At 59.9% G+C, this 13,252-nt stretch carries 11 protein-coding genes; 9 read left to right on the top strand and 2 right to left on the bottom strand.

Annotated elements, in window-relative coordinates:
* Positions 1–19: 19 nt before the first annotated feature.
* Positions 20–538 carry an RNA polymerase sigma factor gene (locus F8N44_RS24815; protein ID WP_038366579.1) on the bottom strand — a complete coding sequence of 173 codons (519 nt, stop codon included), beginning with the start codon at positions 536–538 and terminating at the stop codon, positions 20–22.
* A 204-nt stretch (positions 539–742) separates the two neighbouring features.
* Positions 743–1,744, bottom strand: a complete 1,002-nt coding sequence (gap, locus tag F8N44_RS24810) for a type I glyceraldehyde-3-phosphate dehydrogenase (RefSeq protein ID WP_007917884.1) — start codon at positions 1,742–1,744, stop codon at positions 743–745.
* A gap of 220 nt (positions 1,745–1,964) precedes the next feature.
* Between gap and edd the strand changes: the two genes are divergently transcribed.
* From edd to F8N44_RS24765, 9 genes are all read left to right on the top strand, one after another.
* The gene (edd, locus tag F8N44_RS24805; protein ID WP_150652142.1) at positions 1,965–3,791 is read left to right on the top strand and encodes a phosphogluconate dehydratase; all 1,827 of its coding nucleotides are present in this window, start codon (positions 1,965–1,967) and stop codon (positions 3,789–3,791) included.
* Entirely contained in the window at positions 3,788–4,747 is a 960-nt protein-coding gene (locus F8N44_RS24800; RefSeq protein ID WP_150652141.1) for a glucokinase, read from the top strand. The genes edd and F8N44_RS24800 overlap by 4 nt, the downstream gene beginning before the upstream one ends.
* 179 nt (positions 4,748–4,926) lie before the next feature.
* Positions 4,927–5,658 (top strand): response regulator, encoded by a 732-nt coding sequence (locus F8N44_RS24795; protein WP_102900192.1) that lies wholly within the window; start codon positions 4,927–4,929, stop codon positions 5,656–5,658.
* Positions 5,648–7,117, top strand: coding sequence for an ATP-binding protein (locus F8N44_RS24790; RefSeq protein WP_122606629.1), 1,470 nt, complete (start codon positions 5,648–5,650; stop codon positions 7,115–7,117). Before F8N44_RS24795 ends, F8N44_RS24790 begins: the two co-directional genes overlap by 11 nt.
* A gap of 294 nt (positions 7,118–7,411) precedes the next feature.
* Positions 7,412–8,671: an AGE family epimerase/isomerase gene (locus F8N44_RS24785; protein ID WP_150652140.1), complete on the top strand. Its 1,260-nt coding sequence runs from the start codon at positions 7,412–7,414 to the stop codon at positions 8,669–8,671.
* Between the two features lie 119 nt (positions 8,672–8,790).
* Positions 8,791–10,092, top strand: coding sequence for an ABC transporter substrate-binding protein (locus F8N44_RS24780; protein WP_016983700.1), 1,302 nt, complete (start codon positions 8,791–8,793; stop codon positions 10,090–10,092).
* Between the two features lie 151 nt (positions 10,093–10,243).
* Entirely contained in the window at positions 10,244–11,152 is a 909-nt protein-coding gene (locus F8N44_RS24775) for a carbohydrate ABC transporter permease (RefSeq protein ID WP_007917874.1), read from the top strand.
* Positions 11,145–11,990: a carbohydrate ABC transporter permease gene (locus F8N44_RS24770; protein WP_007917872.1), complete on the top strand. Its 846-nt coding sequence runs from the start codon at positions 11,145–11,147 to the stop codon at positions 11,988–11,990. The genes F8N44_RS24775 and F8N44_RS24770 overlap by 8 nt, the downstream gene beginning before the upstream one ends.
* A 2-nt stretch (positions 11,991–11,992) precedes the next feature.
* The gene (locus F8N44_RS24765; RefSeq protein WP_150652139.1) at positions 11,993–13,153 is read left to right on the top strand and encodes an ABC transporter ATP-binding protein; all 1,161 of its coding nucleotides are present in this window, start codon (positions 11,993–11,995) and stop codon (positions 13,151–13,153) included.
* Positions 13,154–13,252 lie beyond the last annotated feature (99 nt).

Below are 13,252 nucleotides of genomic sequence, written 5' to 3'. Positions count from 1 at the left end.
ACAGAAAAGCCCTACAGCCTCAGTCGCCATTCAGACGTTCGGCGACGCCGATGCAGATGGTCATGATCAGCTTCAGTTCTTTCTGCACGGTGCTGAGGGAGACGTTCAGTTCATCAGCGATTTCCTGATAACTGTTCCCGTGCAAACGGCTGAGGATGAAAATCTGCTGCTGGCGGGGGCTGAGTTGACTGAGGCTCACGTTCAGGCGCTCCAGCATCTGTTCGGCGTGGGCGGCATCTTCGGCGCTGCTGGCGGGGGCGGCGATGCTGTGCACAACATCCTGCGGCACGTCATCGACCATGGTCCGCGAATGGATCTTGCGCGCACGCAGATGATCCAGCGCCAGATTGCGCGCGGTCTGGAAGACAAAAGGTTCGAGGTGATCGATGGCCCGCTCGCTCAACGCCCGCGTCACGCGCAGGTAGGTCTCCTGCAGCAGGTCTTCTGCGGTGCTGTGATTGTTGACCATGCGTTCCAGCGTGCGCAGCAGCGAGGTGCGCTGGGTGAGGAAGACGTGGTTGAAGCGCGATTGACTCACGGGAGGACCTGATCGATTTCAAGCGAATGATAATGATTGTCATCTGCCGGTATGGTCAAGCCTTGATTTGTCAAAGAACGGTAAAGGTCTTGTGCGGATCGAAATGTAGGAGCTGCCGAAGGCTGCGATCTTTTGATGTTGATCTTAAAAACCAGATCAAAAGATCGCAGCCTGCGGCAGCTCCTACAGGGGATCAGGACAACCTTACTCCGCGTTACACAACGCCAGGCAGTTATCCAGCATACGGTTGGAGAAACCCCACTCGTTGTCATACCAGGCCAGCACTTTCAGCAGTTTGCCGCTGGACTTGGTGTGGTTGGCGTCGAAAATCGACGACAGCGGGTTGTGGTTGAAGTCGCTGGACACCAGCGGCAGGGTGTTGAAACCGAGAATCTTCGAGTGCTGGCTCGCAGATTTCATCAGCGCGTTGACTTCCTCGGCACTGGCTTCTTTTTTCAGCTGTACGGTCAAATCCACCAGCGACACATTGATCACCGGGACACGCACGGCCATGCCGGTCAGTTTGCCGGCCAGTTCCGGCAGCACCAGGCCCACCGCTTCAGCGGCGCCGGTCTTGCTCGGGATCATGTTCTGCGTGGCCGAACGCGCGCGGTACGGGTCGGTGTGATAGACGTCGGTGAGGTTCTGATCGTTGGTGTAGGCATGAATCGTAGTCATCAGACCGCTTTCAATGCCCAGTTCACGGTGCAGCACTTGCGCCACCGGCGCCAGGCAGTTGGTGGTGCACGAAGCGTTGGAGATGATCTGGTGCGACTGGCGCAGAATGTCGTGGTTCACACCATAAACCACAGTGGCGTCGGCACCTTTGGCCGGAGCCGAGATGATCACTTTGCGCGCGCCGGCAGTAATATGCGCGGCCGCTTTGGCGCGATCGGTAAAGAGACCGGTGCATTCGAACACCACATCAATCTTTTCCGCCGCCCATGGCAGTTCGGCCGGGTTGCGAATCGCGCTGACCGCAATGCGGTCGCCGTTGACGGTCAGACTTTCGTTGTCATGCTCGACTTGAGCGTCGAACGTGCCGTGAACGGTGTCGTATTTGAGCAGATGGGCATTGATCGAGCTGTCGCCCAGATCGTTGATGGCGACGATCTGCAAATCCTGTCGATAGCCTTGGGTATACAGTGCGCGCAGGACATTACGGCCGATGCGGCCAAAACCATTGATTGCGATTCGAAGAGTCATGGAACAGCGCCGCCGTCGTTTTGTTGTTGGAATTACAAGATTATTCGCATAAAAATAGAAAACAAGCCTTTTTAGTGGCAATATTTTGTTTTATCTACAACGAGTGACCTGAATCAACTGGTCCGAATGGTCAAAAAAGCCGTCTGTCATTCCAACAACAACGGCGTTTGATCAGCATAGACAATCAGGTCGCCACATCCGTTAGCCTGGAGTTCTACACATGCATCCCCGCGTCCTTGAGGTCACCGAACGGCTTATCGCCCGCAGCCGCGCCACGCGTCAGGCTTACCTTGCACTGATTCGCGGCGCCGCCACTGACGGGCCGATGCGCGGCAAGCTGCAATGCGCCAACTTCGCCCACGGCGTGGCCGGTTGCGGCAGCGAAGACAAGCACAGCCTGCGGATGATGAACTCGGCGAACATCGCCATTGTTTCTTCGTATAACGACATGCTCTCGGCGCACCAGCCGTACGAAGTGTTCCCGGAACAGATCAAGAACGCCCTGCGCGAAATCGGCTCGGTCGGCCAGTTCGCTGGCGGCACTCCGGCGATGTGCGACGGCGTCACCCAAGGTGAGCCGGGCATGGAACTGAGCCTGCCGAGCCGCGAAGTGATCGCCATGTCGACCGCTGTGGCGCTGTCGCACAACATGTTCGATGGCGCGCTGATGCTCGGCATCTGCGACAAGATCGTCCCGGGCCTGATGATGGGTTCGCTGCGATTCGGCCATCTGCCGACGATCTTCGTCCCGGGCGGGCCGATGGTCTCGGGGATTTCCAACAAGGAAAAAGCCGACGTGCGCCAGAAGTACGCCGAAGGCAAAGCCACCCGCGAAGAGCTGCTGGAATCGGAGATGAAGTCCTACCACAGCCCTGGCACCTGCACGTTCTACGGCACCGCCAACACCAACCAGTTGCTGATGGAAGTCATGGGCCTGCACTTGCCGGGCGCTTCTTTCGTCAACCCGAACACGCCGCTGCGTGATGCGCTGACCCGCGAAGCCGCGCATCAAGTGACGCGCCTGACCAAACAGAACGGCAACTTCATGCCGATCGGCGAAATCGTAGACGAGAAGTCGCTGGTCAACTCCATTGTTGCGCTGCACGCCACCGGCGGCTCGACCAACCACACCCTGCACATGCCGGCCATCGCCATGGCCGCGGGCATTCAACTGACCTGGCAGGACATGGCCGACCTCTCCGAAGTGGTGCCGACCCTGAGCCACGTCTACCCGAACGGCAAAGCCGACATCAACCACTTCCAGGCCGCCGGCGGCATGTCGTTCCTGATTCGCGAACTGCTCGGCGCCGGTCTGCTGCACGAAGACGTCAACACTGTGCTCGGCCACGGCTTGAGCAAGTACACCAAAGAGCCGTTCCTTGATAACGGCGAACTGGTCTGGCGCGAAGGCCCGGTCGACAGCCTCGACGAAAACATCCTGCGCCCGGTCGCCCGTGCATTCTCGGCAGAGGGTGGTTTGCGCGTGATGGAAGGCAACCTCGGTCGCGGTGTGATGAAGGTGTCCGCCGTCGCCCTGGAAAACCAGATCGTCGAAGCACCAGCGATGGTGTTCCAGGATCAACAAGACCTGGCCGACGCGTTCAAGGCCGGCCTGCTGGAAAAAGATTTCGTTGCGGTGATGCGCTTCCAGGGCCCGCGCTCCAACGGCATGCCCGAGCTGCACAAGATGACGCCGTTCCTCGGTGTGCTGCAGGATCGCGGCTTCAAAGTCGCCCTGGTGACTGACGGCCGGATGTCCGGCGCCTCGGGGAAAATACCCGCAGCGATTCACGTCAGCCCGGAAGCTTATGTCGGTGGCGCTTTGGCGCGCGTGCAAGAGGGCGATATCATCCGCGTCGATGGCGTCAAAGGCATCTTGGAACTCAAGGTCGACGCCGCCGAATTTGCAGCGCGCGAACCCGCCAAAGGCCTGTTGGGCAACAACATCGGCAGCGGTCGCGAACTGTTTGGCTTTATGCGCATGGCCTTCAGCTCGGCGGAGCAGGGCGCCAGCGCCTTCACTTCTGCCCTGGAGACGCTTAATTGAAACTGGCTTTGGTCGGTGACATCGGAGGCACCAACGCACGGTTTGCGTTGTGGAAAAACCAGCAACTGGAAGCAGTTCAGGTACTGGCCACGGCCGACCATGCCAGCCCGGAAGAGGCGATCAGCCTGTACCTGAGCGGGCTCGGTCTGGCGCCGGGTTCGATCGGTTCGGTGTGCCTGTCGGTGGCCGGCCCGGTCAGCGGTGATGAATTCAAGTTCACCAACAACCACTGGCGCCTGAGCCGCAGCGCGTTCTGCAAAACCTTGCAGGTCGAGCAGTTGTTGCTGGTCAACGACTTCTCGGCGATGGCGCTGGGCATGACCCGTTTACAGCCGGGCGAATTCCGTGTGGTCTGCGAGGGCACGCCGGAGCCGTTGCGTCCGGCGGTGGTAATCGGGCCGGGCACTGGCCTTGGCGTTGGTACCTTGCTTGATCTCGGTGAAGGTCGTTTCGCGGCTTTGCCGGGCGAGGGCGGTCACGTTGATCTGCCGCTGAGCAGCCCGCGTGAAACTCAGTTGTGGCAGCACATCCACAACGAGATTGGCCATGTCAGCGCGGAAACCGCGTTGAGCGGCGGCGGTTTGCCGCGAGTCTATCGCGCGATCTGTGCGGTGGACGGGCATGAGCCGACACTCGATACGCCGGAAGCGATTACCGCCGCCGGGCTGGCGGGTGATCCGATTGCCCTGGAAGTGCTCGAGCAGTTTTGCTGCTGGCTCGGCCGTGTCGCCGGCAACAACGTACTGACCACGGGCGGACGTGGCGGGGTGTATATCGTCGGTGGTGTGATTCCACGCTTCGCCGATTTCTTCCTCGAAAGCGGTTTCGCCCGCAGCTTTGCTGACAAAGGTTGCATGAGCGATTACTTCAAGGGCATACCGGTGTGGCTGGTGACAGCGCCGTATTCCGGCCTGGTTGGCGCCGGTGTGGCCCTGGATCAATCAATCCCAACCTGAAATGCAATCCAATTGTGGGAGCGAGCCTGCTCGCGAAAGCGGTGTGTCAGTCAACAGATCTGTTGAATGTTTAAACCGATTCGCGAGCAAGCTCGCTCCCACATTGGTTCTGTGGTGTTTGTAAGTTCGATGCTTAAGGCATAATCCGCCCCAATTCCAACAACAAGGATGCCTTCGAAGTGAGCTCAGTCAACAAGTCGATATTGTTGGTCGATGACGACCAGGAAATACGCGAGTTGCTGGAAACCTACCTGACCCGCGCCGGGTTTCAGGTGCGGGCCACCGCCGACGGTGCCAGTTTCCGTCAGGCCCTCAACGAGGCGCCGAGCGATCTGGTGATCCTCGATGTCATGCTGCCCGACGAAGACGGCTTCAGCCTGTGCCGTTGGGTGCGCCAGCATCCGCGTCAGGCGCAGGTGCCGATCATCATGCTCACCGCCAGTTCCGACGAAGCCGACCGCGTGATCGGTCTGGAACTCGGCGCCGACGACTACCTCGGCAAACCCTTCAGCCCGCGCGAACTGCAAGCGCGCATCAAGGCCCTGCTACGCCGTGCGCAATTCGGTCAGGAGCGCAGCGGCAGTGACGTGCTGGCCTTCGATGAATGGCGGCTGGACATGGTCAGCCATCGGCTGTTTCACACCGACGGCGAGGAAGTGATTCTCTCCGGTGCCGACTTCGCCCTGCTGAAACTGTTTCTCGATCATCCGCAGGAAATCCTCGACCGCGACACCATCGGCAACGCCACCAGGGGCCGCGACCTGATGCCGCTCGATCGCATCGTCGACATGGCCGTCAGCCGTTTGCGCCAGCGTCTGCGCGACACTGAGAAACCGCCACGACTGATCCGCACCGTACGCGGCAGCGGCTACCAACTGGCAGCCAATGTGGTTGCCAGCAATGGTCACTGATTCGCTGCGTAAACTCGCCGCCAAGGTGCCGGTGCCGCGCTCGTTGCTCGGGCGAATGTTGCTGCTGACGCTGTTGGCTGTGTTGTTCGCACAGACGCTGTCGAGCGTGATCTGGGTCTCGCAACTGCGCGCCACGCAGCTTGAAGGCCTGGTCACCAGCGCCCGCAGCCTCGCCCATTCGATGACCGCCAGCGTGAGTTACTTCCGTTCGCTGCCGGTGGCTTATCGACCGCTGGTGCTCGACCAGTTGCGCAGCATGGGCGGCACGCGCTTCGTGGTGACGCTCAACGACAAACCGCTGGGCATGGATGTGCTGCCGGTCACGCCGCGCAAAGCGGCAGTGATGAAAGCGGTCGACGAAGTGCTGCGGCAGACGTTGGGCCATGACACCGATATTTCGGTGACCTTTGTCAGCCCCGAAGATCTGCGGATTTTCAATGCCGGGCTGAAACTCGATGAGTTGCCGCGCTCGTGGGCGCATTACGCGCTGACTCTGGAACCGGTCAATCCGCCCGTGCTGGTCACGCAGATTCAAATGGCCCCGGGCGAGTGGCTGTACATCGCCTCACTCTTACCCGAGCCGTACACCAGTCTTGAAGAACAGGGACTGCCGTCGCAGCAGGTGTGGTTCATCGTCCTCACCAGCGGATTCTTGCTGTTGTTCATCGGCCTGCTGGTGCACTGGCAGAGCCGGCCGCTCAAACGTCTGGCGCGTTCTGCGCGGGATCTGTCGCTGGGCGCCGACGTCGAGCCGGTGGCCGAGGGCGGCGGCAGCGAAGTGGTGGAAGTGGGGCGCGCGTTCAACACCATGCGCGAGCGCATAAGCCGTTACCTGACTGAACGCAGTCAGTTGTTCAGCGCGATCTCCCATGACCTGCGCACACCGATCACGCGTTTGCGTTTGCGCGTCGAGCTGCTTGAAGACGAGAAGCTGCAAGCCAAGTTCGGCCGTGATCTGGATGAGCTGGAACTGCTGGTCAAAGGCGCGTTGCAATGCGTGAAGGACACTGATATTCACGAGAATATCGAACCGGTGGATCTCAACCACGTGCTTGATTGTCTGGTCGAGCCGTACCTGGCGCCGAACGGCAATGGTCGCGTGACTCAGCATGGTCGCGCGCTGGCGGCGTATCCGGGTAAGCCTTTGGCGCTGAAACGGTGCATCGGCAACCTGATCGACAACGCCTTGAAGTATGGGCAGAACGCGCATTTGCATATCGATGACGATGACAGCGCGTTTGTCTTGCACGTTGATGATGAAGGACCGGGGGTGCCGGAGCAGCGTTTGGAGCAGGTGTTTGAGCCGCACTTTCGGTTGGCCGGGCAGCAGCAAGGGTATGGGCTTGGGTTGGGGATTGCGCGCAATATTGCCCACAGTCATGGTGGTGAGGTGACGTTGCAGAATTTGCGTGAGGGTGGGTTGCGGGTGACCCTGCAATTGCCGCGTTCGGCGGATTGAGTCAAAAGCTTTCCCTCACCCTAGCCCTCTCCCAGGGGGAGAGGGGACTGATCGGGGGATGCTGAAGAGATACGCCGACCTGACCGTACAACGCCGAATCCATAATCGACTCGGTATTTCAGGTCGGCGGAAAGCTCATTACACCTCGGTCGGCCCCCTCTACCTCTGGGAGAGGGCTGGGGTGAGGGCTGCTCTTTGTCACGGACTGGTGACAAACCCCGCCCCCTTCGTTACAAGCCCACCCCGACCCGTTGTTTAGACTCCCCGCAGTCATAACAACAAAAAAGGCCACCCATGGATCTCTTCCACCCAGGCTTCAGCAGTTGGCTGAACGCCCCTGCCCACCAGCAATGGCTCGCCGCCGAAGGCCTGCGCTTGCTGGATTTCGCCAAGGCAGCAAAACTTCCGCAAGGTTTCGGCAACCTCGACGAACGCGGCCGTCTGCCAGCGAATGCGCAAGCCGAAACCATGAACACCGCGCGCATGACCCACAGCTTCGCCATGGCCCACATTCAGGGCCTGCCGGGGTTTGCCGAACTGGTCGATCACGGCATCGCCGCCCTGCGCGGGCCGTTGCGTGATGCGTTACACGGTGGCTGGTTCGCGGTCGCCGAACACCGCGACGACAACACCGGCAAGAATGCTTATCTGCATGCCTTTGTCGCACTCGCGGCGAGCTCTGCGGTGATCGCGCAACGACCCGGCGCACAAGCGCTGCTGGACGATGCCATCGACATCATCGACACCTATTTCTGGAGCGAAGAAGAAGGCGCCATGCGCGAATTCTTCAACCGCGACTGGAGCGAAGAAGAAGCCTATCGCGGCGCCAACAGCAACATGCACGCCACCGAGGCGTTCCTCGCGCTGGCCGATGTCACTGAAGATCCGCGCTGGCTGATTCGCGCGCAACGCATCGTCGAGCGAGTGATCCACGGTCACGCTGCCGGCAACGGTTACATGGTCATCGAACATTTTGACCGCGACTGGCAGCCGCTGCGTGAATACAACCACGACAATCCCGCTGACGGTTTCCGCCCTTACGGCACCACACCGGGCCACGGTTTCGAGTGGGCGCGGCTGTTGCTGCACCTCGAAGCCGCGCGGGTTCAGGCTGGCATGCTCACGCCGGGTTGGCTCGCGACCGACGCGCAGAAACTGTTCGAGAACAACTGCCGAAACGGCTGGAACGTCGATGGTTTGCCGGGCATCGTCTACACCCTCGACTGGGACAATAAGGCCGTGGTGCGCCACCGCCTGCACTGGACGCACGCCGAAGCCAGCGCCGCTACCAGCGCGTTGCTCAAACGCACGGGGGAGGCGCAGTACGAGACTTGGTACCGGCTGTTCTGGGAATTCTGCGAAGTGAATTTCATCGACCGTTGCGACGGCAGCTGGCACCACGAACTCAATCCGCAAAACATCCCGAGTGCCGATATCTGGCCGGGCAAACCCGATCTGTATCACGCCTGGCAAGCCGTGCTGATCCCTCGTCTACCCTTGTCACCCAGTATGGCGACTGCGCTGGCACAGTTATCCCAGAGCAGTCCTGTGTAACCATGTGGTGACATTCGCGCGTCCCTTCGTTACCTGCGAGGGGAAACGTCCTGTTTAAACTCCTGTGCAGCGCAAGCACCAGACTTGCAATGCATAACAACAAGAAAGGTACATTTCGAATGAATGCGATTTCTCGCCTCGCTACTGTCATTTCTGTCGCCTCCCTGTTCCCGCTCGCAATCCTGCCGCTCAGTGTTTCCGCTGCCGAATCCAAAGGTTCGGTCGAAGTCGTGCACTGGTGGACCTCCGGTGGCGAAAAAGCTGCCGTTGATGTGCTCAAGGCGCAAGTCGAAAAAGACGGTTTTACCTGGAAAGACGGCGCTGTCGCCGGTGGTGGCGGTGCGACTGCCATGACCGTACTGAAAAGCCGTGCCGTTGCCGGCAACCCGCCTGGTGTAGCCCAGATCAAAGGCCCGGACATTCAGGAGTGGGCATCCACTGGCCTGCTCGACACCGACGTGTTGAAAGACGTCGCCAAGTCGGAAAAGTGGGACAGCCTGCTCGACAAGAAAGTCTCCGATACCGTGAAGTACGACGGTGATTACGTGGCCGTGCCGGTGAACATTCACCGCGTGAACTGGCTGTGGATCAACCCGGAAGTGTTCAAGAAAGCCGGGATCACCAAGAACCCGACCACCCTCGAAGAATTCTATGCCGCTGGCGACAAGCTGAAAGCGGCGGGCTTCATTCCGCTGGCTCACGGCGGTCAGCCTTGGCAGGACAGCACCGTGTTCGAAGCTGTAGTGCTTTCGGTCATGGGTGTCGATGGTTACAAGAAAGCCCTGGTTGACCTGGACAACGCCGCGCTGACCGGCCCGGAAATGGTCAAGGCGTTGACCGAGCTGAAGAAAGTCGCGACCTACATGGACGCCGACGGCAAAGGTCAGGACTGGAACCTCGAAGCGGCCAAGGTCATCAACGGCAAGGCCGGCATGCAGATCATGGGTGACTGGGCCAAGTCCGAATGGACCGCCGCGAAGAAAGTCGCTGGCAAGGACTACGAGTGCGTCGCCTTCCCGGGCACCGACAAGGCGTTCACCTACAACATCGACTCGCTGGCCGTGTTCAAGCAGAAGGACGCAGGCACTGCGGCCGGTCAGCAGGACATCGCCAAAGTCGTGCTGGGTGAAAACTTCCAGAAAGTCTTCAGCATCAACAAAGGCTCGATCCCGGTGCGCAACGACATGTTGAACAACATGGACAAGCTCGGTTTCGATTCCTGCGCCCAGACTGCTGCCAAGGACTTCCTGGCGGATGCCAAGTCCGGCGGCCTGCAACCGAGCATGGCGCACAACATGGCGACCACGCTGGCGGTGCAAGGCGCGTTCTTTGATGTCGTGACCAACTACATCAACGACCCGAAAGCCGACCCGGCCGACACCGCCAAGAAACTTGGCGCAGCGATCAAGTCGTCCAAATAACAGCTAACACCGCAACCCCTGTGGGAGCGAGCTTGCTCGCGAAAGCGCAATGTCAGGCGCAGGTGTAATACCTGTCAGACGCCTTCGCGAGCAAGCTCGCTCCCACAAGGGGGAAGCATGTGAATTTTCTACCCTCGTACTGGATTTCCCCATGAGTTCTGTTGCTGTGTTCAGCAAGGCCTCGCCGTTCGATGCATTGCAACGCTGGCTACCGAAACTGGTGCTGGCGCCGAGCATGTTCATCGTGCTGGTGGGCTTCTATGGCTACATCCTGTGGACGTTCGTGCTGTCGTTCACCACCTCGACCTTCCTGCCTAACTACAAGTGGGCCGGTCTGGCGCAATACGCACGATTGTTCGACAACGACCGCTGGTGGGTCGCGAGCAAAAACCTCGCGGTGTTCGGCGGTATGTTCATCGGCATCACCTTAGTGATCGGCGTGTTGCTGGCGGTGTTCCTCGACCAGCGCATCCGTCGCGAAGGCTTTATCCGCACCATTTACCTGTACCCGATGGCGCTCTCGATGATCGTCACCGGTACCGCGTGGAAATGGCTGCTCAACCCGGGCATGGGCCTGGACAAATTGTTGCGTGACTGGGGCTGGGAAGGCTTCCGTCTCGACTGGCTGATCGACCCGGATCGCGTGGTTTACTGCCTGGTGATCGCCGCTGTGTGGCAAGCCTCGGGCTTCATTATGGCGATGTTCCTTGCCGGCCTGCGTGGCGTTGATCAATCGATCATCCGTGCCGCGCAGATCGATGGCGCGAGCATGCCGACGATCTACTGGAAAGTGGTGCTGCCAAGCCTGCGTCCGGTGTTCTTCAGTGCGGTGATGATTCTGGCGCACATCGCGATCAAGAGCTTCGACCTGGTCGCGGCGATGACTGCCGGTGGCCCGGGTTATTCCTCCGACCTGCCAGCGATGTTCATGTATTCCTTCACCTTCAGTCGCGGCCAGATGGGCATGGGCTCGGCCAGTGCAATTCTGATGCTCGGTGCGATCCTCGCGATCATCGTGCCTTACCTGTATTCCGAGCTGAGGACCAAGCGCAATGACTAGTCTCGCTGCCAAACCTGCTATCAGCCTGAGTCGCATCGCGATCTACGCGGTGCTGATCCTCGCCGTCCTGCTGTATCTGGTACCGCTGGTGGTCATGTTGCTGACCAGCTTCAAGACCCCGGAAGACATCAGCACCGGCAACCTGCTGAGCTGGCCGACCGTGGTCAGCGGCATCGGCTGGGTCAAGGCCTGGGCCACGGTTGACGGCTACTTCTGGAACTCGATCAAGATCACCGTTCCGGCGGTAATTATCTCCACCGCCATCGGCGCGTTGAACGGTTATGTGCTGTCGTTCTGGCGCTTCCGTGGTTCGCAGTTGTTCTTCGGTCTGCTGTTGTTCGGCTGCTTCCTGCCGTTCCAGACCGTGCTGCTGCCGGCCTCGTTCACCCTCGGCAAAATGGGTCTGGCGAGCACCACCACCGGTCTGGTGTTTATCCACGTGGTTTACGGTCTGGCGTTCACCACGCTGTTCTTCCGTAACTACTACGTGAGCATTCCGGATGCGCTGGTGAAAGCGGCACGTCTGGATGGCGCGGGTTTCTTCACGATCTTCCGCCGGATCATTCTGCCGATGTCGACGCCGATCATCATGGTCTGCCTGATCTGGCAGTTCACCCAGATCTGGAACGACTTCCTGTTCGGTGTGGTGTTCTCCAGTGGTGATTCGCAACCGATTACGGTGGCGCTGAACAACCTGGTCAACACCAGCACCGGCGCCAAGGAATACAACGTTGATATGGCAGCGGCGATGATCGCCGGCCTGCCGACCCTGCTGGTCTATGTGGTCGCAGGCAAGTATTTCGTGCGCGGGCTGACGGCCGGCGCAGTCAAGGGGTAATCATGGCAACGCTCGAACTTCGCAACGTCAACAAGACCTACGGTGCCGGCCTGCCGGACACCCTGAAGAACATCGAACTGTCGATCAAGGACGGTGAGTTCCTGATCCTCGTCGGCCCGTCGGGCTGCGGCAAGTCGACCCTGATGAACTGCATCGCCGGCCTGGAAACCATCACCGGCGGCGCGATCATGATCGGTGATCAGGACGTCAGCGGCATGAGCCCGAAGGATCGCGACATCGCCATGGTGTTCCAGTCCTACGCGCTGTACCCGACCATGAGCGTGCGCGAGAACATCGAGTTCGGCCTGAAAATTCGCAAGATGCCGCAGTCGGCGATCGATGAAGAAGTCGCGCGCGTGGCCAAGCTGCTGCAGATCGAACACTTGCTTAATCGCAAGCCGGGTCAGCTCTCCGGTGGCCAGCAACAGCGTGTGGCGATGGGCCGGGCACTGGCACGTCGACCGAAGATTTATCTGTTCGACGAACCGCTGTCCAACCTCGACGCCAAGCTGCGCGTCGAGATGCGCACCGAAATGAAACTGATGCACCAGCGCCTGAAAACCACCACGGTCTACGTGACCCACGACCAGATCGAAGCGATGACCCTGGGCGACAAAGTGGCGGTGATGAAGGACGGCATCATTCAGCAGTTCGGCACGCCGAAAGACATCTACAACAACCCGGCCAACCTGTTCGTGGCGAGCTTCATCGGTTCGCCGCCGATGAACTTCATCCCGCTGCGCCTGCAACGCAAGGACGGTCGTCTGCTGGCGCTGCTCGACAGTGGTCAGGCGCGTTGCGAGTTGCCGATGAGCATGCAGGACGCCGGCCTTGAAGATCGCGAAGTGATCCTCGGCCTGCGCCCGGAACAAATCGTCTTGGCGAACGGCGAGGGCAATGGCCTGCCGAGCATTCGTGCCGAAGTGCAGGTGACCGAGCCGACCGGCCCGGACACCCTGGTGTTCGTCAATCTCAACGAAACCAAGGTCTGCTGCCGCTTGGCTCCAGACGTGGCACCGCAGGTGGGCGAGAACCTGACGCTGCAATTCGATCCGTCGAAAGTGTTGTTGTTCGATGCCAAGACCGGCGAGCGCCTCGGCACTGCCGGCCAACCACAGACCGATGCGCGGTCTGCGAACGTGGCGCAATTCAAAGGCCGCTGAAGAACAAATGTGGGAGCGAGCCTGCTCGCCCCCACAAAGGAGCACGCGGTGGATTGCCTGTAATCCATCGCAATTTATGTAAACCGCGTTAGATAAAAA

Origin of the sequence: Pseudomonas fluorescens (assembly GCF_902497745.1) — a bacterium.
Classification (GTDB): Bacteria; Pseudomonadota; Gammaproteobacteria; order Pseudomonadales; family Pseudomonadaceae; genus Aquipseudomonas; species Aquipseudomonas fluorescens_BM.
This window is presented reverse-complemented; position numbering and strand designations above follow the sequence as displayed.

Coding starts and splice junctions, on each gene's coding strand:
- edd (WP_150652142.1), top strand. CDS start 1,965: ATGCATCCCCGCGTCCTTGAGGTCACCGAACGGCTTATCGCCCGCAGC.
- F8N44_RS24780 (WP_016983700.1), top strand. CDS start 8,791: ATGAATGCGATTTCTCGCCTCGCTACTGTCATTTCTGTCGCCTCCCTG.
- F8N44_RS24775 (WP_007917874.1), top strand. CDS start 10,244: ATGAGTTCTGTTGCTGTGTTCAGCAAGGCCTCGCCGTTCGATGCATTG.
- gap (WP_007917884.1), bottom strand. CDS start 1,744: ATGACTCTTCGAATCGCAATCAATGGTTTTGGCCGCATCGGCCGTAAT.
- F8N44_RS24785 (WP_150652140.1), top strand. CDS start 7,412: ATGGATCTCTTCCACCCAGGCTTCAGCAGTTGGCTGAACGCCCCTGCC.
- F8N44_RS24790 (WP_122606629.1), top strand. CDS start 5,648: ATGGTCACTGATTCGCTGCGTAAACTCGCCGCCAAGGTGCCGGTGCCG.
- F8N44_RS24765 (WP_150652139.1), top strand. CDS start 11,993: ATGGCAACGCTCGAACTTCGCAACGTCAACAAGACCTACGGTGCCGGC.
- F8N44_RS24770 (WP_007917872.1), top strand. CDS start 11,145: ATGACTAGTCTCGCTGCCAAACCTGCTATCAGCCTGAGTCGCATCGCG.